This window comes from Rathayibacter sp. VKM Ac-2803 (assembly GCF_009807175.1).
GTDB lineage: Bacteria > Actinomycetota > Actinomycetes > Actinomycetales > Microbacteriaceae > Rathayibacter.
Genome location: NZ_WUCD01000003.1, coordinates 116,269 through 132,585, shown reverse-complemented (window position 1 = coordinate 132,585; position 16,317 = coordinate 116,269). Strand labels below are relative to the sequence as shown.

Here is a 16,317-nt window from a genome sequence, read left to right as displayed (position 1 = left end):
AACTAGACCTTCCGATACGCGGAGGGAAGAGCGCGAAGGAGCCCGATCGGCACATCGGCTTGATCTATGAAGCGGCGAGTCACCGCGCGGATCTGCCGCTGTGGGTTGGCGGGCCTTTCTACCCGGTGAAGGTCTAGCGTCAGTGGCATCCCGACTTCGGATCTCATGATCGGTCTGCCTTCAGGGCGGACCTGGTCCCGCGGAGCTTTCCGCGCCAGATGCGTTCGCGCACCGCTCGAGAGAGAAAAGGGACAAGGCTCATGGGCGTACTGATCTTCGGTGCCTGGCGGCGTCGGATCGAGTTCGATGACCGGACGCTGTCGCACGTGCAGACCGCGATCCGCACCCGGATGACGCTAGGCGCGCCGTTCCGATTGGCGTGGAGGACTCGTCAGGAGGCGGAGTACCGCTCCTACGCGATCCTCGTCCACCCCAACACTCCGCTCGAGTACCGGTTCGACGACCCGCAACTCGTCGTCCTCAACCGGCTGTGGCTGCGGGAGCTTCTCAGCCCGGCGCTCGGCCGGGACATGGTCGTCATCGACGAACCCGGACGCCCCCGCCGGTCGAACGACGACGATCGCATCGGCTAGTCGCAGGCAACTCGGATGTCCCGCCAGCGAACGCGCCGGAGCTTGCCGGGGGATCGTGCCTCAGCACCGACGGTCGTTGCGGCCACCGATCACTGCGCAACGGAGACGCCGCGTGAGTCATGGAGACGGGTTTGGGCTCATGCGGGGTCGTAGCCGCCCTCCTCGTCCCACTGGTCCAGACCCTCACGAACGGGGACCAGCGCGACCCGGGCGGGGCGCCGCCAGGTCGAGGTCCCGGCATCGGCCCAGGCCGTGGCCGAGCGGGGATCGGCGTCATAGGAGGCCCAGAAGCGTGCATGACGAGCGGCTTCCTCGAGGAGATCATTCGCGTCGTCCGTGATGGGGTGGTGCGCCTTGGAGTCGGAGGCGGTCAGCGATGCGGAGGGGCTGATGGGCGGGGTGTGGACACCCGTCGCGGTGCTGATGAGGACGGTCATGCTCGGACCATACGCCTCCCCGAGGAGCGCGAACGAGAACAGCCGATACTGCTTCCGCTCGACGACTCGAAGTCCGCAGATCACATGATTGCCGCGATTCGGACGATCCTCCCGTCGAGCCCGCCAGTTGTGGATCCGCGTCGATATCACCGAAGCATGACGGTTGTGGCCTGTCCTGGCGTAGCCTCCGTCTCGACCCCGTTCGGACTCCTATTACGTGGCCAGGGCATCCACTTTCGGATGCACTCGAGTCAGGAGCTCCATGGGACGGCTCGTCTACGACTCGCGGCTCGAAGTGGCTTTCGAGGACCGCCTCCTCGCCCATCTTCAGGTCGTCATCGGCACCAAGCTCGGTCGGGGCGAGTCCTTTTACTTCTCCTGGAAAGACGCACCAGCCGTGGGCAACGGTCGCACCTCGATCTGGCTGCACCCCACAAGTCCACTGCTCTTCCGGTACGTCAGCGCCGACCGCATGGTTCTCAACCAGGACTGGATGAGGAAATGGATCGCGGCCTCCTACGCACCCGGTGGGCTGCGCCTCGTGACTGAACCGCGGCCGCAGGAGGAACCTCCCGAGCTCCGCCGTGCACTGTCCCTCCCCACGAACCCGCATCGATGACGACACGATGGGGTTGAGTCCGCCGCTGTCCACGTCGAGCCGACCGGTAGACAGGGCGCTCGGAGTAGCGCAAGGCTGAGACGCCGGCCCAGACCCCGCAGGTAAGACCTCCGTAGTGATATGGCGGTGACGCTCGGTCGTGCTTGTGGAGCTCCCGCCGGGGTGCGGCTGCATCACAGCGTTGTGTTCGGGTCACGATGCTGGGTGCAGCCGCACCTCACACCACAGTCGTCGCCATGCCATGGCGGGGCAACACCCGATCCCGGTGTCTAGCGGCCGCGCATCGATGAGAATGATCTCGGGGTCGTGGTGTGGCCGAGAGAATGAGGCATGACCGGTTCTGAGCTCGATCTTCCCGACGGCTACGAGGCGCTCCTCGCAGCACTTCGCGCGGATGTTCGAGGCGCGCAGTATCGCGCACAGCGGGTCGTGAACACGCATCTGCTGGAGCTGTACTGGCGGATCGGTTCGCGCATCCGCGCGCTGCAGCGTGAGCAGGGCTGGGGGAGCCGAGTCATCGCGCGTCTCGCGGAGGACCTGCGCGCGTCGTTCCCGACGATGAAGGGCTTCTCGCCGAGCAATCTGCAGTACATGCGAGCGTTCGCCGCCGCCTGGCCTGAGGGCGACTCAATTCACCAGCAGCCTGTTGGGAAATTGCCGTGGGGTCACGTCATGCTCCTCCTCGATCGGTTCTCGACCGAGGAGGACCGGAACTGGTACGCCGCGGCCGCGGTGGAACGCGGCTGGTCGCGGAACATGCTCCTGAATCAGATCAAGAACCGGACCCGGGAGCGCATCGGCGCAGCGTCGACGAACTTCGAAGCGTCGCTGCCGAAGGCGGAATCGGATCTCGCGCGGCAGATCTCCAAGGACCCGTACGTGTTCGACTTTTTGGACCTGTCGAAGGAGGCGGCGGAGCGGGACCTCGAGCAGGCGCTGATGGACAGGATCGTGAACACGTTGCGCGAGCTCGGTGCGGGCTTCGCGTTCGTCGGCCGACAGGTGCACTTCGACGTCGCGGGAGACGACTTCTTCCTCGATCTCCTCTTCTTCCACACCGAGCAGCTGCGGTATGTCGTGGTCGAGTTGAAGACGGGCAAGTTCGAGCCGGCCTACGCCGGCCAGCTCGGTTTCTACATCGCCGTAGTCGATGACACGATGCGACGCGAGTTCCACAGGCCGACTGTGGGGATCCTGATCTGCGGAAGCCATAACGATCGCACCGTCCGGTACGCGCTGAGCCAAAGCGCGTCGCCGATGGCGGTGTCGACGTACTCCTATGACACGCTGCCGCCAGCGGAACAGGAAGGTCTGCCCAGCGCGGAGCAGATCTCAGCTGCTCTCGACTGGCCCGACGCCGAACCGCACACAGACGAGCAAGCCTGAGGAGCACCGGTTTCCCAGCAGCCTGCTGGAAAACCGGCGCGACCCAGATTGATGGCCTCGCGTCCGCGGCCTGGCCCCGTTCCGAATCTTTGGTGTCGACCTCAGGCGGCGGCCGCCCCCTGATAAGCAAGCACGACGTCAGATGGAGCATCGTCACCCGCGTGAATCCCAAGACCGTGACCGTCGCCATCGACTGGAACGTCGGGACCCGCCTCTACGCCGTCGCCGACGCTGAGGTGCAGGGCCACCGCACCGCCACCGACGTCGCTGCCAGCGTGGAGGCGGTGGCGAGCTGAGCCGGGGGAGGGCCGTCCCTCTGGCTGGTCGGTGAGGGGCGACCCCCTCACGATCCCCGCGATCCCGTTCCTGGAGCGCGAGCTGCACTCGCGCAGCGGCGACGGAGCGCCGCCCAGAGGTCCGGCCGGCGGTGCCGGCCGCTGATGTTCGCCCGTTGGGCTCACGCTTTTTTGCCGGGAAGCCTTCGGCGGCTCGTCCGCTTCGCTCCCTCGTAGCTACCTCCGGGCTCCGTTCAAGTGGCTGCGCCACCGGCTCCTCCGAGACTTCCGGCACGCGGTCGCTGCGCTCCCTTATTTCGCGCCGAAACTCTCTCCCCCACCGCCCTCCGGTTGCACTACGCACTCCGGTCGCTAAGGCGGAAAACCGCCTTCCTTACCGTTATTTCCGTGGATCCGGGGCAGTTGTAGGCTCCGGAACGCGCCAGGGGTCCCGGGTATGGCTGACCGCCTTCAGCCGACTGATGGCACGCCGTGATTAGCCGCCCGGGACCCCGTAACGGCAGGACCGCTCATTGAGAAACGCGACCAGATCGCCCCGTAAGGACATGCCGGCACAGTCGTTCACGGCGCACCGCACCCCTCAACGGAAGGACCCTGCGTGCCCCAACTCTGGGCCGGTATCGACGCCGGCAAGACCGAACACCACTGCGTCGTCATCGACGGCAACGGAACCAAGCTGCTCTCGCGACGCTTCAGGAACCGAGAGGCGGCGATCCTGACCTTGATGGGCGACGTCGCATCCCTGCCGGGCGGCACCGACGTCGCCTGGGCGACGGACCTCAACTATGGCGGGACAGGACTGCTGCAGACGCTGCTCAGCTCGCACGCGCAGCCGCTGTTCTACATCTCGGGCCGCGTCGTGCACCACGCCTCGGGCGCCTACCGGGGTGAGGCGAAGACCGACGCGAAGGACGCGGTCATCATCGCCGACCAGGCGCGGACCCGGCGAGACGTGACGCTGATGCGGCAGGCCGATGAGGTCACCGTGGAGCTGCGCCTGCTGTCGGCGAGGCGGGAGGACCTGGTGCACGATCGCACTCGCGCCGTGAACCGGCTGCGCGCAATCCTGGTCCACTACTTCCCGTCGCTCGAGAGGGCGTTCAACTACGCGACGACCAGGGGACCGTTGGTGCTGCTCACCCGGTACGCGACCCCCGGAGCGATCGGGCGGATGGGTGAAGCGCGGCTGGCGTCATGGTTGAAGGGGCAGGGCTGCTGGAAGTCCGCTGCGGTCGCGAAGACGGCGGTGGAGGCCGCGCGCGAGCAGACCTCGGTCGTTGTGGGGGAAGAGGCAGCGGCTCGGCTGGTCAGCCGATCCGCGCGTGATCTGCTCCGCATCCGTGACGAGGTCGCCGAGCTCGACGCTGAGATCGAAGCCGTTCTGCAGGACAGCAGCTCCGCGGATCTGCTGGTGTCGATTCCGGGGTTCGGGCGCAGGCTCGCAGCGGACTTCCTCGCCGCAACCGGCACTGACCTCGCCGCGTTCGAGACGCCCGACCGGCTCGCAAGCTTCGCGGGCCTCGCCCCCGTGCCGCGCGACTCAGGGAAAATCTCCGGCAACCACCACCGGCCACGGCGCTACGACCGGCGGCTCTTGAACGCCTGCTTCCAGGCAGCGTTCATCGCGTCGAGGAACTGCCCGGTCTCGCGCTCGTTCTACGAGCGGAAACGTGGAGAAGGAAAGTCGCACAAGCAGGCGCTGATCGCTCTCGCCCGCCGCCGCATCAACGTCATCTGGGCGATCTTCCGCGACCAGACGACCTACAACCCCACCCCGCCCCGCCCGGACGATCCCGTCACCCCGCTTCTGCAGCACGGCCCAGAGTCGCCATCAAGGAGCAGACCCGCCATCGCCCTCGGGGCCGCCTGACGCGCCTAGGTAAGGAGCTCGGCCTGGATCCGGGCGGCGACCGCCTCTCGGAGCGGGCGGACGTTCTCAGCGCTCCAGTCAGTCGGGTCGGGGAACTTCCAATCCAGAAACCGGCCGATCGGTGTCGCGGGGACCCTTCTATGGGTTCGAGTCAACTCGAGCGCGTCGGTAGCTCACAGCAGGCTGAGGTGTCGGCGCTGACTCGTTCAACGATGGGCACGCGCTCGCAGTCGAAGAGAGTCGCGGCTGGGTCTGTGACCGGACCCTGCGCGCTACGCTCGCGCGGGAGCTTCACCGTGTTGAGCACGTTGTCACGGACCGGCAGAGGCAGTCGACGCGCACACGACGACCGTGTCGCCCTCGTCGGCGTAATCGGAGAGCTTCCTCATCCCGGCTCACTGAATCGCGGTCCCACTCCCCGAGGGGACATCTGTGACGATGTCCCGCTTCTGGACGCCGGCCGCCGGCGATCGCGTCGAGCTGCGACTGCGTGTCCTCATCCCGCGGGCTCACACATCGCGGACGTCTTCGCCCCGCTCGGCGAAGGCTTTGAAGTCCTCCATGTGCTGCTGCGACTGCTTGCGAAAGACGCCGGGGAGCAGGAGCCCCGTCACGCGCATCAGGAGGCCGTCGAACCGGAACTCGCTCTCGGACTCCCAGAGCGTGGTCTCCGGGGTCGCTCCGGTGAGACGGTCTCGGACTGCGTTCCACGTGCCCGCGCCGACGAGCTCTCGGTCGAAGTGCACGACGGTCCCCTCGGGGAGAGTGTGCAGGTCTGCCGGCTCCTGCCGTGTGATCGTCTCGGTCACCTCGATGGTCCGTTTTCCCGACCGCATCAGGACCCTCGACGTCGTGCCGAGCCGGCCGTGCGATCCGCGTATCGGTTCGTGCAGCACGACGCCTCGCAGCCACTTCGGGATGTGGGCGGGATCAGCGAGCAACTGCGCGACTCTCGCCACGGGCAGTGCGATCTCGATCGAGTTCGTGTACTTCACGAGATGTCTTCCTTTCCATCGCCCGAGCGCGTTCGCGTGCGCAGGGTGGGTCGAGGCGGTCGCCTCGGTCGCCGCCGCGGCGCCGTCGGCTGGATCAGTCCGCTACTGCCCGACGTCCCGGCGTGAGGCGAGAGCGAGGCGTTCGACGAGATCCTCGGGGAGGGGCTTGGTCTCCGGGAACGTGATGCCGGTCTTGGTGGCCTTCAGCCCGAGTGCGTCGATGTCGTCAGCGTGGGCGGTGATGGCGCCCGGGGAGAGATAGAGACCGCACTGCCTCGTGAAGGCGGCGTAGCCGGCGACGATCGAGTCGCCTATCCGGAACCCCGGCATGTCGTGCTGGATGACCTCCTGCGCGTCCGGCAGAGTCCGCGCCAGCTGTGCACGCAGAGAGGTGAGCAGCGGACGGAACCGCTCCGGCGCGGCGGCGATGTAGTCGTCGTGGTTCGAGATCGTCATCTCGTCAGTCTTCGACGGCGAGGTGCCGACTCGCAACCGCATGAACCACTCATGTCGGACATCGAGGGGAGTGGTCGCGCCACTCCGCTTCGACCTCGGAGATCACTGCCGCTATCGCCTCGGGCGCTTCGAGCATCGGGAGGTGCCCGGTGGGCAGCGAGAGGGAGGGAGCTCCGAGCTCGCGTGCGGACCTGCGCTGCAGTGCGACCGGGAGCTCCCTGTCGCGAGCCGTGATCACGTAACGCGCGGACCGTGCACCGAGGGCGGCGGCCGGGTCTCGGAAGAGACGGGGCGACTCTGCGACCATGTCGGCGATCAGCCGCTCGGTGAGATCGGGATGGAGCCCGGCCGCCACACCTGCACGCACCGCCGATGCGGGCGGACGCGTGCCGGCGAGACGCATCACCAGGTCGGTGATGACCCGCTGAGGCAGAGGGAGTGCCGAGAGGAAGGAGCGCCCGGGTTTCGGCATCACCGCGCTCACGGCCACGATTCCGCGCACGCGATCCCCGAGGCGAGCGGCGACGTGTCCGGCCACGCCGCCACCGATCGAGTGCGCTATCACGACGACCGGACCGGTGCCGGCGAGTCCTCCCACCGCGGCGTCGGCGTGGTCACGGATCCGGGCTCGGGACTGCACCGGGCGAGGACCCACGAGGGAACAGCTCCGATCAGGGAGCATCGCGCGCACGTCGTCCCAGATCCAGCCGGGAAGGCCCGCGCCGCTGAGGAAGAGGTAGGTGGTGTCGTCGTCGGTCATGACCTCAGCCTGATGGCTCGAGATGTCACCCCTATGTCACTATTCGGCAATGAATCGAACCGATCGTCTCTACGCGCTCCGTGAGGAGCTCCGTCGGGCCGGCGCGCGCGGGCGCACCGCCGACCAGCTCGCCGCCCTCTTCGAGGTGAGCGCTCGGACCATCAAACGCGACGTCTCCACGCTGCAGGCCGGAGGGTTCCCGGTCTGGGCACGACCGGGTCGCCTCGGCGGATACGTCGTCGACGAGGCCGCCACCCTGCCGCCGATCAACCTCACCGCGACGGAGGTGTCCGGCCTCGCCGCAGCCCTCGCCGCCTCCGAGCGCGGACCGTTCCATGCGGCTGCCGAGGCAGCGCTCGTCAAGGTCCTCTCCGTGATGGAGCCCGGCGCGCGAAGCCGAGCGACGGCGTTGGCGCAGCGGGTGTGGGTCGATCGCGCTGAGGGCCTCGAGATCTCCCCCGGAGTATGGCGCGCCGTCGAGCGATCGCTCGCCGAAGGGCGGGTACTGCGCATCAGCAGCGTCCACAGCGCAGGAGCGCGCGAGACGCGTCTCGACCCGATCGTCCTCGCCCGCACCCGCGGCGAGTGGTACCTCGTCGGACGCGACCGGGCCGAGCAGACCATCCGCTGGTGGCCCGTCTCACGAATCGTCTCGGCGGGCGTTCTCAGCGAAGCCGCCGAGTCGATCCCTGTCGAGACGATCGGCACGCCACCGTCGACCGCCCGAACCATCTCCCAGCAGCCGTGAGCACCCGTCGAAGTCGGGCCGGAGGATTCCGGGAGAGGTGCAGCTGACCCTCCACGCAGAGCGACTGGACCGCACGATTACCCGATCGTTCTCGGATCGCGCTCCCTACCCTGGTGCGAGAGCGGAATCTCGAATCCGAAGCACTCCGCGAGCGCTTGGACGTCGAGGAGGTCTTTCGGCGCCGGCTCCTGGGGGGGGTCTTGAAGCACAAGCAGTATTGTTAGATTCGATCCATGACTGAGCTGACGATGGACGCGCTTCTGGCGGCAGAGAAGGCGGGATGGGCATCCCTCATGGAATCGCGCGGAGGCGATTTCTACGGTGCCCTGATGACTCCCGAAGCGGTCATGATCCTCGCCGACGGATCGATCCTCGACCGGGACGCGATCATCGCCAACCTCAACGACGCGCCCGCATGGGACGACGTGAACCTTTCGGATGAACGAGTGGTTCCCGCCGGATCCGACGCGGCAGCCCTAGTGTATCGAGCGCGCGCCATCAGGCGAGGCCAGCCGGCGTTCGAGGCACTGATGACGAGTGTGTACTGCCGGACCGGCGATACTGTTCGCCTCTCGCTCTACCAGCAGACCGCCCTCGGCTAATCGACCGGTGAAACGTGAGCGCTGGCACGACGCTGACTCTCCGCGTGTAGTGCCTGGCTGGCGCCCGCGAGGCGTGCAGCCGGGTCACACAGAACGAGTTCGCGACCGTCCGATCAGGCGATGGCCGATGCCTCCGCCTCACGTGCGCGCCCTCCAGGAGGAGCCCTTTTGACCGGACACGGGAAGCGCGACGTGGCGCGATCGCCGCTCGAAGAGAGGCCGTTCGATCCAAACCTGCACTCCTGCGGCACCGTCGACCCGCACGGGGTCGCGGAACTCGCCCATCCCGAGCCGAAGTTCTTCATTGGCGGGATGAAGTCGTACGGCAGGGCGGCGACGTTCCTGCTCGTCACCGGTTACGAGCAGGTCCGCTCGATCGCGGATGAGCTCGTAGGTGATCACGCCGCGGCCCGGCGGGTGCAGCTCGTGCTCCCCAAGACCGGCGTCTGCTCGACCGACATCGGATCCGCCGGAGGGAGCTGCTGCTCATGATCGCGGTCTCCGGGCGATGCTCCCCGAGGACTGGACGGCGGTCGAGGCGATCTACCGCGAGGGCATCGCGACCGGGCACGCCACCTTCGAGGCCGAACCGCCGACGTGGGAGGCGTTCAATGCGGGGAAGCTCGACGTCGGGCGCCTGGTCGCCGTCGACGGCGACCAGATCCTCGGGTGGGCCGCTCTCTCACCCATCTCCAGCAGGCCCGTCTACCGCGGAGTGGTCGAGCACTCCGTCTACGTCGCCTCTCCCGCCCGCGGCCGCGGCACCGGCGCGGCACTCCTGCAGGCTCTCATCGACGCCGCAGACGCTGCTGGACTCTGGACGATTCAGTCGAGCATCTTCCCCGAGAACACTGCCAGCCTCGCCCTCCACGACAGTGCCGGCTTTCGCCGCGTCGGTACCCGCGAACGGATCGCGCGGATGACTTACGGACCAGCCGCCGGTACCTGGCGCGACACGATCCTCATCGAACGTCGACGCTGAGCCTGCAGGTCACCGGAGTCGAAAGTGCAGCACCCCGGACGTGTCGACAAGTCGCTCCCCATCGCGGATCCGGAAGGCCAGCTGTCCGTTGGTCGAGACCACCCGATCATCGTTACGAATCCGGAAAGCCAGCTGCCCGGTCTGCACGTCCACGATCCGGGCGTCGCGGACTCGAAACCGAAGCTGCCCTGTACGCACGTCGACAACACGCTTGCCGTCGTAGCGGTCCTCGCTGGCGTTCATGACCACTCCACTCCTGCGGCGGGAGCCGCACGAGCTGATCGTGCCTCAGACCCCCGACACCGCATCGGGTGACTAGGGCGTGTCTCCTATATGTGGTGGGCTCTGAGGGCAAGCGGGCTGATGTCGTCGAAGTCGAGTTCTCGTTCTCGTGTCCTGAACCGATGAGTAGTCAGCTCGTTTGGAGCGGCTGCTGCCTTCCAACGCGGCTGGCGTGGCTTCCGCTCCGGGAGGATCGGCGTATCGCGGTCCTGCCCTGCTTCAGGCGTCCCAGAACGAACTTCAGGTACAGCCATCATGCATCGAATGCGTCGTGGTTCTCGACGCGGTACGTGAGGTGGGTGAGCTCATCCCAGTTGTCGCTGCTCAGCTGCTCAACGCGCACTCGTCCGGCTGGCAGGAGCGGCGTGCCCTCGCCCAACCAGATCGGCGCGACGAAAAGGTCGAGTTCGTCGACGAGCCCTGTGTTCATCAGCGAGTGAGTCAGGGCGAGTGATCCCCACACAACCAGTGTTCCCTCGCCCTCGCGTCGGAACTGACGCACGTGAGCGTATACGTCTGTGATCACGGTGGCCGGGGTGTGCTCACCCCAGGGAGCGGACTGCAGTGTCGTCGAGGCCACCAGCTTGGGGAGCTGGTTCACCTGGTCCGCGATCGGCTCTTCCGCACTGGGCCAGTACTCGACGAACTTGCGGTACGTCCGACTCCCCAGTAAGACCGCAGCGGCGGTGGAGAGGAACTCGGCGTTGTAGGTCTGACTGCGTTGGTCGGTGTCCTCGCTGATGGCGCTCATGATGTCCATCTCGTCGGTTGGTCCCGACGCGTACCCGTCCAGCGAAATCCACTCCTGCACCACGACACGTGGACGATTCGACGATGACACAGCAATTCCTTCCGATTCGAGTACACCAATACTCGCTGGCCGATCGGCTTGCGCACCAGTGTGTTGACAGAGGTGAGTTATGAGGAGATCGCGACCGCGGCCGCTCCGGCAGCGGTGAGGCCGATGCCGATCCATCGGCCGACACCGATCCGCTCCCGCCCGAAGATCCGTGCGTAAATTACGGTGAAAACGGGGTGTGTGCTGCTCAGGACGGCAGCGAGCGTGAGATTCCCCAGCAGGGTGGCGGTCGCATAGGCCAGATCGGATGCGGCGATGCCGACCCCGATCGCCCCGACCCACGCGGCGTCGCGGACTCGCATTCCGACCTTTTGCCCACCCCTGACCCGCGGCACGGCGAGCAGGATCACGACGAGCGTGAAGGCGATCGTGCGATCGACGGTCAGCGCTCCGACTGGGGTGCCGCTTTCTGTGGCTAGGGCGATGAACAGGAGGTACCCGCCGAATCCCGCGGCCGCGAGCAATCCCCATCCCAGCCCCCCGCTACGGGCATCCCCCTCCTCCTGTGGCGTGAGGATGCCCACCACGACCACACCCGCCACGGCGCCAGCTGCGCCGATCAGAAGAAGCACGGACACGCTGCCGCCGGTCACGACGGCGACCGTCGCGGGCACGAGCGGCGCGAGCGCTGCCGCCGGCGCGACCGTCGAGGCACGCCCCCGCGCGAGCCCGAAGTAGAGCGCTGCGGTCCCGATGATCTCCGACATTCCCGCCAGTGCCCCGAACAGAAGCGTCGGCCCGTGCGGCACCGGCTCACGGAGAATGAGCGCCAACGTGGCCAGGATGAGCAAGCCCGCCGCCTGGGACAGGGCGAGCACTGGGTACGCGCCCCATCGGGCGGTCTGGCGACCACCGAAATAGTCGGTGGCTCCGAGACCCGCGCCGGAGAGCAGAGCAAGCAGCGCCGCCATGGATCAGGCCGCAAGCCGCTTCGTCATACGGATCTCGGTGAACTCGTGTCCCTGGATCTCGTCGGTGCGGGTCGCGCCGTCCACGACATAGCCGGCCGCGCCATACACCCGCTGCGCGTGCTCGTTCTGCTCATGCGTCCAGAGGATCACTCGGAAGCATCCGGAGGCGCGAATCGCGTTCTCGGCCCGCTCGAGGAGGAGCCGTCCGATCCCGTGACCGCCGACCTCCGGGTGCACGAACAGCACCCATAGCTCACCCGACTCGGCTTTCGTCCCGACGTACCCGACCACCCGATCGTCCTTTGCGTCGACGGCGACCAAGAGGACATCAGGCGCCTTGGATTCCTCGACGAACGAGTCCCAGAACGCGGGCTCGAACATCGGCACCATCCGCTCGATGTCGGGAAAGTACGTCCACCCATCGAGCACGGCCGCGTCGAAGACGCCACCGATCGGCTGGGCGTCCCCAGGGCGTGCGGGACGGATCTCGACCTCGAACTCGCTCATGCTACTCAGCGTATGGGCGACCGCTCGCAAGCCGCGGAATTACCAGATCCGACACATGGAACCCTCCGCACTGCTTGATTAGGGCGTGTTTCCCATCTGGATCGTGCGGCTCGCGGCAGTCTGGTCGGGTGAGTTCTGTTTCGCGGTTGAGGGTGTTCACTGATCAGCAGTGGGAGCGGATCGAGCCGCTCCTGCTGTCGAACGTGGGGGGGCGTGGGCACCCGTTCGCTGACAATCGCGGCGTGGTCGAGGGCATCGCGTACCGGTATCGAACAGGAATCCCGTGGCGTGATCTCCCGCGTGACGCGTTCGGGCCGTGGCAAACGGTATGGAAGCGTCACCGCCGCTACGCCGGCGACGGCACCTGGGACCGGGTACTCGCACGGGTCCTCGCCGACGCTGATGCAGCCGGCAAGATCGACTGGGCCGTGTCGGTGGATGCGACGATCGCGCGGGCGCATCAGCACGCGACGAACACGACCCGCCCGGAGCAGGACACAGGGGGCAGGATCGAATCACAAGAATCTTCCTTGGCACGAGGTTGAACCGGCCGGGCATGGCATCGGCCGTTCCCGCGGCGGATTGACCACGAAGATTCACCAGGCCGTCGACGGGCGCGGCCGACCGCTGGCGTTGGTCATCACCGGCGGGCAGCGTAACGACGGAGCCATGCTCGCTCACGTGCTCGCCGAGATCTACGTCCCCCGGCTCGGGCCCGGGCGTCCACGGACGCGGCCCGACGCGGTCATCGCCGATCGCGCCTACACTTCCGGCGTAATCCGAACTGAGTTGCGCCGCCGCGGGATCCGTGCGGTCATCCCAGAAAAGAGCGACCAGATCGGCGCCCGCAAACGTCGCGGACAGCGCGGTGGCCGACCACCCGGTTTCGACGCCACCGCCTACTGCGGTCGGAACGTCGTGGAGCGCTCCTTCGCACTTGCCAAGCAATGGCGTGGCCTCGCCACCCGATACGACAAGCTCGCGATCACCTACCGGGCCGCCTTCACACTCAGCGCCATCCTCACCTGGCTACGCCATATGGGAGACAAGCCCTAGGTCGGGATGCGACCGGAGATGACCGCTGCCGCGACGTCGACCATCACGTCGCGACCGGCAGTGAGGAGCCCGTCTCGGATCGCGATCAATCGGTTCCGTTTGGGCGAGTCCATCGGTGCGTTGTCCACCAGGGCATCAAGAGCAGTGATGAGTCGTTCTGCGGCGACGTCCGGACTCGGCCACTGGCCGACCGCCTCCAGTCCTTCCGGGCGGATCCCGGCGACGTAGTTGTCGCGACCGTCGTACGTGCTCGCGTCCTTGACGACGAGGTGTCGATGGCCGAGATTCGTCAACGCGAGAACCACATCCCGTCGCGATCGGCCACAGAAGGTAGCGATGTCGCTGGACTGCAGGAGATCGTGCTCCTCGAGTAGCCGGGCGACAGCGACCAGAACGGGGTAGTCCCGGGTAGTCCAGACGTCATCCAAACGTGGCAACTGATCCATATCGCGACCCTAGCTGCAAGGCGGACGCCGACCTCTGGTCGGCGCGGTGCTGTGCGCTTCGCGCCTTTTTGCCTGGAAGCCTTCGGCAGCGTACGGGCCTCCGGTGTCCGTGCAAGCCGCTGCGCGGCCGGCTCCTCCGAGGTTCTCGGCACGCGGTCGCTGCGCTCCCTCCCATCGCGCCGACAACCTCTCCCCCTCCGCCCTCCGGGTTGCGCTCCCGCCTCCGACCCTGCTCGGCACGACGTGCCTTCCAGGCAAAAAACGCTGGGAGAGAAGGAAGAACGACCGAGACAGACAGCCCTCGCTGGCTTGACAAACCTGATTGAGAATCCCGGCAAAGAAACGGGGGGAGAGAGAGAACAACATGACCATCAACACGGGCCAGGCCACCCCCGAGCAGCTCGCGCTCATCTGCACCACGCAGCGCGCGGCCAGCGCGGACTACGACACCGCCACCGACGCGGAGATCCTCGAGGACGCCCGCAACACGCTCTGCCCGCCCGGGACGGCCGCCCCCGGAGCGCTGGCGATCGAGCAGGACGGATCCCCGTTCGCGGAGGCTTTGATCGCCTTTCTCGCGCCTGCTATCGACTCCAGGGGAGTGACACCCGACGCACCGGCGCCGAGCGTGGAGGAAGCCCTGGCGGCGTTCCTAGACATGTTCGCGAGTTGGGACCTTGCCGGGGACGTCGCTGCGCGGCTGAACTGTAGTGAGGTCGACGCCCTCGCCGGACTCCTGCGAGCCGCAGGCAGGGGAGAGGCCGCAAACTTGTGGATCGCGGAGCACGCCACCGACGACGACGAGGGCGACGCCTACCACACCCCGGAAGGAACCCAGCGATGACCAAGCCGGAAAACACCGAAGCCGTCACGACGTACCTTGCCGCCGATGCTGACTACAGCGAAGCGGTCGCCACGTTCCTCGCCGCCGCTGACGCTTACGCCGCAGCTCTCGCGAGCGTGGACGTTGCGAGGGCGATCGCGCCGACACTCTCCTGCGCGAAGGTGACCGTAATCGCGCAGATGCTCGAGAAGGCCGGTCACCACGAGGCGGCCGACTGGTGGCTCTTCATGCACTCCACACAGGGCAACATCGACGAGTTCGACGACCACGCCGACTACTGGAAGGAGGCGGACCCGTGGCTCTGACCGTCTACTCGAAGCCGTCGTGCGTGCAGTGCACCATGACCTACCGGGTGCTCGAGAAGAAGGGCATCGAGTACACCACCGTCGACATCACGACCAACCCCGCCGCGCTCGCCTACGTCACGGAGGAGTTGGGCTACTCCGCGGCCCCGGTGGTCGTTGCGAGCGACGAGGACCACTGGTCGGGCTTCCGCCCCGACCTCATCGAGAAGCACGCAGCGTGACCGGCCCGGACGCCTCGAGCGACGAGTACCGGGCCGGGTACCTCGCCGGTCGCGCGGACCGTCAGGGCGAGGTCGACTGGTTGGAGAACGAGGCGGATCGGTACTACCGCCTCGCCTACGGCGACGAGCGGCGTCTCCCGAGCGTCGCCGTGACGCGCGCCGAGCTCGAGCAGCGCAGGGCGCTGTCCGAGCCGCCCGTCGAGGTCACCCGGCGCGACGCTCTCGCGTCCTGGGGCATCGAGACGCCCCCCACCGACACCCCCGCGGCCGATGCTGCGAACGAGATCCCGCCGACGTCGACGGGACGACCCACGAACCGAACGAGCAGGAGTCTCAATGAGTACGTCAAGGCGGCCTAGTTGCACTGACCGGTGAGGCTGATCGAGGCAATCACTCAGCCGTGGACCGGTCTGGCGTTCTCAGGGGGCTCCCCGACCTCGTGGATGGTGTGGCCGCTGCAGGCGGCCTTGGTAACGCTGGCTCGCTCGATGCGTGGCACCGCGAACCATCGCATCGCGTCGCGCAAACGGCACCACCCGACCAGATACCACCGGCCGCTCGTGGAAGCGAACAGCACCGGTTCGACGTCACGGGTGGTCGTGGTGCCGTCTCGTGACGTGTAGCGGATGCGTGTCACCCGCTGCTCGACCATTGCCTCCTCGAGTGCTGACCTGACTGCGCGAGAGGGGAAAGCAGGCGCATTCACCCAGACGCGTTGGGCCAGTTCGTCAGCTTGTGCTCGGGTTCTGGGATCGAGGACGTCCATGATCTTCCTGATGCCTGCGGCAGCGAGATCCGCGTAGGGAGCATCACGTGTGGCGGATACGGCCGCCATGAGCGCCACGGCCTGGGCAGGGGACAGGGTGACGGGAGGCAGAGACGCGCCCTTCGCCAGTCCATATCCACCGCCCGGACCCGGGCGGGACCAGATCGGCGCGCCGCTGTTCACCAGCGCATCGAGGTCTCGCTTGATGGTGCGCACCGACACCTCGAATTCCCGTGCCAGGCGTTCAGCGGAGACGCCCCGCGAGCCGCTGCGACGCAACATCTCGGACAGGGCATGGAGGCGTTCGGCTCGCCTCACTGATCAGGCCCAGGCGCATTCATGACAGAAATAGTGACACACTCTTGTCTCCCAGGGC

At 67.1% G+C, this 16,317-nt stretch carries 23 protein-coding genes and 1 pseudogene; 14 read left to right on the top strand and 10 right to left on the bottom strand.

Annotated elements, in window-relative coordinates; genetic code table 11:
* Positions 1-260 precede the first annotated feature (260 nt).
* Positions 261-593: a DUF7882 family protein gene (locus GRS96_RS19600; RefSeq protein ID WP_107576107.1), complete on the top strand. Its 333-nt coding sequence runs from the start codon at positions 261-263 to the stop codon at positions 591-593.
* 137 nt (positions 594-730) lie between these two features.
* Here GRS96_RS19600 and GRS96_RS19595 read toward each other — a convergent pair whose 3' ends face one another.
* Positions 731-1,030, bottom strand: a complete 300-nt coding sequence (locus GRS96_RS19595) for a hypothetical protein (RefSeq protein WP_146168502.1) — start codon at positions 1,028-1,030, stop codon at positions 731-733.
* A gap of 262 nt (positions 1,031-1,292) precedes the next feature.
* On the opposite strand from GRS96_RS19595, the gene GRS96_RS19590 reads away from it, so the two are divergent.
* The 4 genes from GRS96_RS19590 (at position 1,293) to GRS96_RS19580 (ending at position 5,201) form a co-directional block, all read left to right on the top strand.
* Positions 1,293-1,649 (top strand): DUF7882 family protein, encoded by a 357-nt coding sequence (locus GRS96_RS19590; RefSeq protein ID WP_204162183.1) that lies wholly within the window; start codon positions 1,293-1,295, stop codon positions 1,647-1,649.
* 330 nt (positions 1,650-1,979) lie between these two features.
* Positions 1,980-3,035 (top strand): PDDEXK nuclease domain-containing protein, encoded by a 1,056-nt coding sequence (locus GRS96_RS19585; RefSeq protein WP_159989469.1) that lies wholly within the window; start codon positions 1,980-1,982, stop codon positions 3,033-3,035.
* Between the two features lie 161 nt (positions 3,036-3,196).
* Positions 3,197-3,331, top strand: coding sequence for a hypothetical protein (locus GRS96_RS20815; protein ID WP_268893237.1), 135 nt, complete (start codon positions 3,197-3,199; stop codon positions 3,329-3,331).
* A gap of 598 nt (positions 3,332-3,929) precedes the next feature.
* Positions 3,930-5,201 (top strand): IS110 family transposase, encoded by a 1,272-nt coding sequence (locus GRS96_RS19580; protein WP_236553709.1) that lies wholly within the window; start codon positions 3,930-3,932, stop codon positions 5,199-5,201.
* A 509-nt stretch (positions 5,202-5,710) separates the two neighbouring features.
* Here the strand turns inward: GRS96_RS19580 and GRS96_RS19575 are convergent.
* The 3 genes from GRS96_RS19575 to GRS96_RS19565 all read right to left on the bottom strand — a co-directional run bounded on the left by GRS96_RS19575 (position 5,711) and on the right by GRS96_RS19565 (position 7,412).
* Positions 5,711-6,196: an SRPBCC family protein gene (locus tag GRS96_RS19575; RefSeq protein WP_107576104.1), complete on the bottom strand. Its 486-nt coding sequence runs from the start codon at positions 6,194-6,196 to the stop codon at positions 5,711-5,713.
* A 102-nt stretch (positions 6,197-6,298) separates the two neighbouring features.
* Positions 6,299-6,652, bottom strand: coding sequence for an iron chaperone (locus GRS96_RS19570; RefSeq protein WP_107576103.1), 354 nt, complete (start codon positions 6,650-6,652; stop codon positions 6,299-6,301).
* A 49-nt stretch (positions 6,653-6,701) separates the two neighbouring features.
* Positions 6,702-7,412 (bottom strand): alpha/beta fold hydrolase, encoded by a 711-nt coding sequence (locus GRS96_RS19565; RefSeq protein WP_107576102.1) that lies wholly within the window; start codon positions 7,410-7,412, stop codon positions 6,702-6,704.
* Positions 7,413-7,461: 49 nt separating this feature from the next.
* On the opposite strand from GRS96_RS19565, the gene GRS96_RS19560 reads away from it, so the two are divergent.
* From GRS96_RS19560 to GRS96_RS19545, 4 genes and pseudogenes are all read left to right on the top strand, one after another.
* Positions 7,462-8,160, top strand: a complete 699-nt coding sequence (locus GRS96_RS19560) for a helix-turn-helix transcriptional regulator (protein ID WP_107576101.1) — start codon at positions 7,462-7,464, stop codon at positions 8,158-8,160.
* 233 nt (positions 8,161-8,393) lie between these two features.
* Entirely contained in the window at positions 8,394-8,762 is a 369-nt protein-coding gene (locus tag GRS96_RS19555; protein WP_107576100.1) for a DUF4440 domain-containing protein, read from the top strand.
* A gap of 219 nt (positions 8,763-8,981) precedes the next feature.
* Positions 8,982-9,254 (top strand): annotated as a pseudogene (locus GRS96_RS19550) (flavoprotein); the annotation flags it as partial.
* Positions 9,255-9,270: 16 nt separating this feature from the next.
* Positions 9,271-9,744, top strand: coding sequence for a GNAT family N-acetyltransferase (locus GRS96_RS19545; RefSeq protein ID WP_107576099.1), 474 nt, complete (start codon positions 9,271-9,273; stop codon positions 9,742-9,744).
* A gap of 9 nt (positions 9,745-9,753) precedes the next feature.
* Here GRS96_RS19545 and GRS96_RS19540 read toward each other — a convergent pair whose 3' ends face one another.
* From GRS96_RS19540 to GRS96_RS19525, 4 genes are all read right to left on the bottom strand, one after another.
* The gene (locus GRS96_RS19540; RefSeq protein ID WP_211315694.1) at positions 9,754-9,987 is read right to left on the bottom strand and encodes a hypothetical protein; all 234 of its coding nucleotides are present in this window, start codon (positions 9,985-9,987) and stop codon (positions 9,754-9,756) included.
* A gap of 292 nt (positions 9,988-10,279) precedes the next feature.
* On the bottom strand, positions 10,280-10,867 hold the full coding sequence (locus tag GRS96_RS19535) for a dihydrofolate reductase family protein (RefSeq protein WP_159989468.1): 588 nt from the start codon (positions 10,865-10,867) through the stop codon (positions 10,280-10,282).
* A 77-nt stretch (positions 10,868-10,944) separates the two neighbouring features.
* The gene (locus GRS96_RS19530; protein ID WP_107576097.1) at positions 10,945-11,796 is read right to left on the bottom strand and encodes a DMT family transporter; all 852 of its coding nucleotides are present in this window, start codon (positions 11,794-11,796) and stop codon (positions 10,945-10,947) included.
* A 3-nt stretch (positions 11,797-11,799) separates the two neighbouring features.
* Entirely contained in the window at positions 11,800-12,303 is a 504-nt protein-coding gene (locus tag GRS96_RS19525; RefSeq protein WP_107576096.1) for a GNAT family N-acetyltransferase, read from the bottom strand.
* Between the two features lie 128 nt (positions 12,304-12,431).
* Here GRS96_RS19525 and GRS96_RS19520 point away from each other — a divergent pair.
* Positions 12,432-13,359, top strand: a protein-coding gene (locus tag GRS96_RS19520; RefSeq protein WP_442966654.1) for an IS5 family transposase whose coding sequence is annotated in 2 segments (ribosomal slippage) — positions 12,432-12,803 and positions 12,805-13,359 — 927 coding nt in all. Because the reading frame shifts where the segments join, the coding sequence is not laid out codon by codon here.
* Here GRS96_RS19520 and GRS96_RS19515 read toward each other — a convergent pair.
* Positions 13,356-13,805, bottom strand: a complete 450-nt coding sequence (locus GRS96_RS19515; protein ID WP_146168501.1) for a hypothetical protein — start codon at positions 13,803-13,805, stop codon at positions 13,356-13,358. The genes GRS96_RS19520 and GRS96_RS19515 overlap by 4 nt on opposite strands.
* Positions 13,806-14,169: 364 nt before the next feature.
* Here GRS96_RS19515 and GRS96_RS20735 point away from each other — a divergent pair, with 364 nt between their 5' ends.
* From GRS96_RS20735 to GRS96_RS19495, 4 genes are read left to right on the top strand one after another with little or no spacing between them, the layout of a single operon-like run.
* Entirely contained in the window at positions 14,170-14,649 is a 480-nt protein-coding gene (locus GRS96_RS20735) for a hypothetical protein (protein WP_211315693.1), read from the top strand.
* Complete coding sequence (locus tag GRS96_RS19505) at positions 14,646-14,954, top strand: hypothetical protein (protein ID WP_107576093.1); 309 nt, start codon at positions 14,646-14,648, stop codon at positions 14,952-14,954. Before GRS96_RS20735 ends, GRS96_RS19505 begins: the two co-directional genes overlap by 4 nt.
* Positions 14,945-15,175 carry a glutaredoxin-like protein NrdH gene (nrdH, locus tag GRS96_RS19500; RefSeq protein ID WP_107576092.1) on the top strand — a complete coding sequence of 77 codons (231 nt, stop codon included), beginning with the start codon at positions 14,945-14,947 and terminating at the stop codon, positions 15,173-15,175. The genes GRS96_RS19505 and nrdH overlap by 10 nt, the downstream gene beginning before the upstream one ends.
* On the top strand, positions 15,172-15,534 hold the full coding sequence (locus GRS96_RS19495; RefSeq protein WP_159989467.1) for a hypothetical protein: 363 nt from the start codon (positions 15,172-15,174) through the stop codon (positions 15,532-15,534). The genes nrdH and GRS96_RS19495 overlap by 4 nt, the downstream gene beginning before the upstream one ends.
* Before the next feature lie 35 nt (positions 15,535-15,569).
* Here GRS96_RS19495 and GRS96_RS19490 read toward each other — a convergent pair whose 3' ends face one another.
* Positions 15,570-16,259 carry a helix-turn-helix transcriptional regulator gene (locus GRS96_RS19490; protein ID WP_159989466.1) on the bottom strand — a complete coding sequence of 230 codons (690 nt, stop codon included), beginning with the start codon at positions 16,257-16,259 and terminating at the stop codon, positions 15,570-15,572.
* Between the last annotated feature and the right edge of the window lie 58 nt (positions 16,260-16,317).

What these genes read in the sequence shown, in the direction of transcription:
- GRS96_RS19600 (WP_107576107.1), top strand. Translation starts at nt 261, where the DNA reads ATGGGCGTACTGATCTTCGGTGCCTGGCGGCGTCGGATCGAGTTCGAT.
- GRS96_RS19595 (WP_146168502.1), bottom strand. Translation starts at nt 1,030, where the DNA reads ATGACCGTCCTCATCAGCACCGCGACGGGTGTCCACACCCCGCCCATC.
- GRS96_RS19590 (WP_204162183.1), top strand. Translation starts at nt 1,293, where the DNA reads ATGGGACGGCTCGTCTACGACTCGCGGCTCGAAGTGGCTTTCGAGGAC.
- GRS96_RS19585 (WP_159989469.1), top strand. Translation starts at nt 1,980, where the DNA reads ATGACCGGTTCTGAGCTCGATCTTCCCGACGGCTACGAGGCGCTCCTC.
- GRS96_RS19570 (WP_107576103.1), bottom strand. Translation starts at nt 6,652, where the DNA reads ATGACGATCTCGAACCACGACGACTACATCGCCGCCGCGCCGGAGCGG.
- GRS96_RS19565 (WP_107576102.1), bottom strand. Translation starts at nt 7,412, where the DNA reads ATGACCGACGACGACACCACCTACCTCTTCCTCAGCGGCGCGGGCCTT.
- GRS96_RS19560 (WP_107576101.1), top strand. Translation starts at nt 7,462, where the DNA reads ATGAATCGAACCGATCGTCTCTACGCGCTCCGTGAGGAGCTCCGTCGG.
- GRS96_RS19555 (WP_107576100.1), top strand. Translation starts at nt 8,394, where the DNA reads ATGACTGAGCTGACGATGGACGCGCTTCTGGCGGCAGAGAAGGCGGGA.
- GRS96_RS19545 (WP_107576099.1), top strand. Translation starts at nt 9,271, where the DNA reads ATGCTCCCCGAGGACTGGACGGCGGTCGAGGCGATCTACCGCGAGGGC.
- GRS96_RS19540 (WP_211315694.1), bottom strand. Translation starts at nt 9,987, where the DNA reads ATGAACGCCAGCGAGGACCGCTACGACGGCAAGCGTGTTGTCGACGTG.
- GRS96_RS19530 (WP_107576097.1), bottom strand. Translation starts at nt 11,796, where the DNA reads ATGGCGGCGCTGCTTGCTCTGCTCTCCGGCGCGGGTCTCGGAGCCACC.
- GRS96_RS19525 (WP_107576096.1), bottom strand. Translation starts at nt 12,303, where the DNA reads ATGAGCGAGTTCGAGGTCGAGATCCGTCCCGCACGCCCTGGGGACGCC.
- GRS96_RS19515 (WP_146168501.1), bottom strand. Translation starts at nt 13,805, where the DNA reads ATGGATCAGTTGCCACGTTTGGATGACGTCTGGACTACCCGGGACTAC.
- GRS96_RS20735 (WP_211315693.1), top strand. Translation starts at nt 14,170, where the DNA reads ATGACCATCAACACGGGCCAGGCCACCCCCGAGCAGCTCGCGCTCATC.
- GRS96_RS19505 (WP_107576093.1), top strand. Translation starts at nt 14,646, where the DNA reads ATGACCAAGCCGGAAAACACCGAAGCCGTCACGACGTACCTTGCCGCC.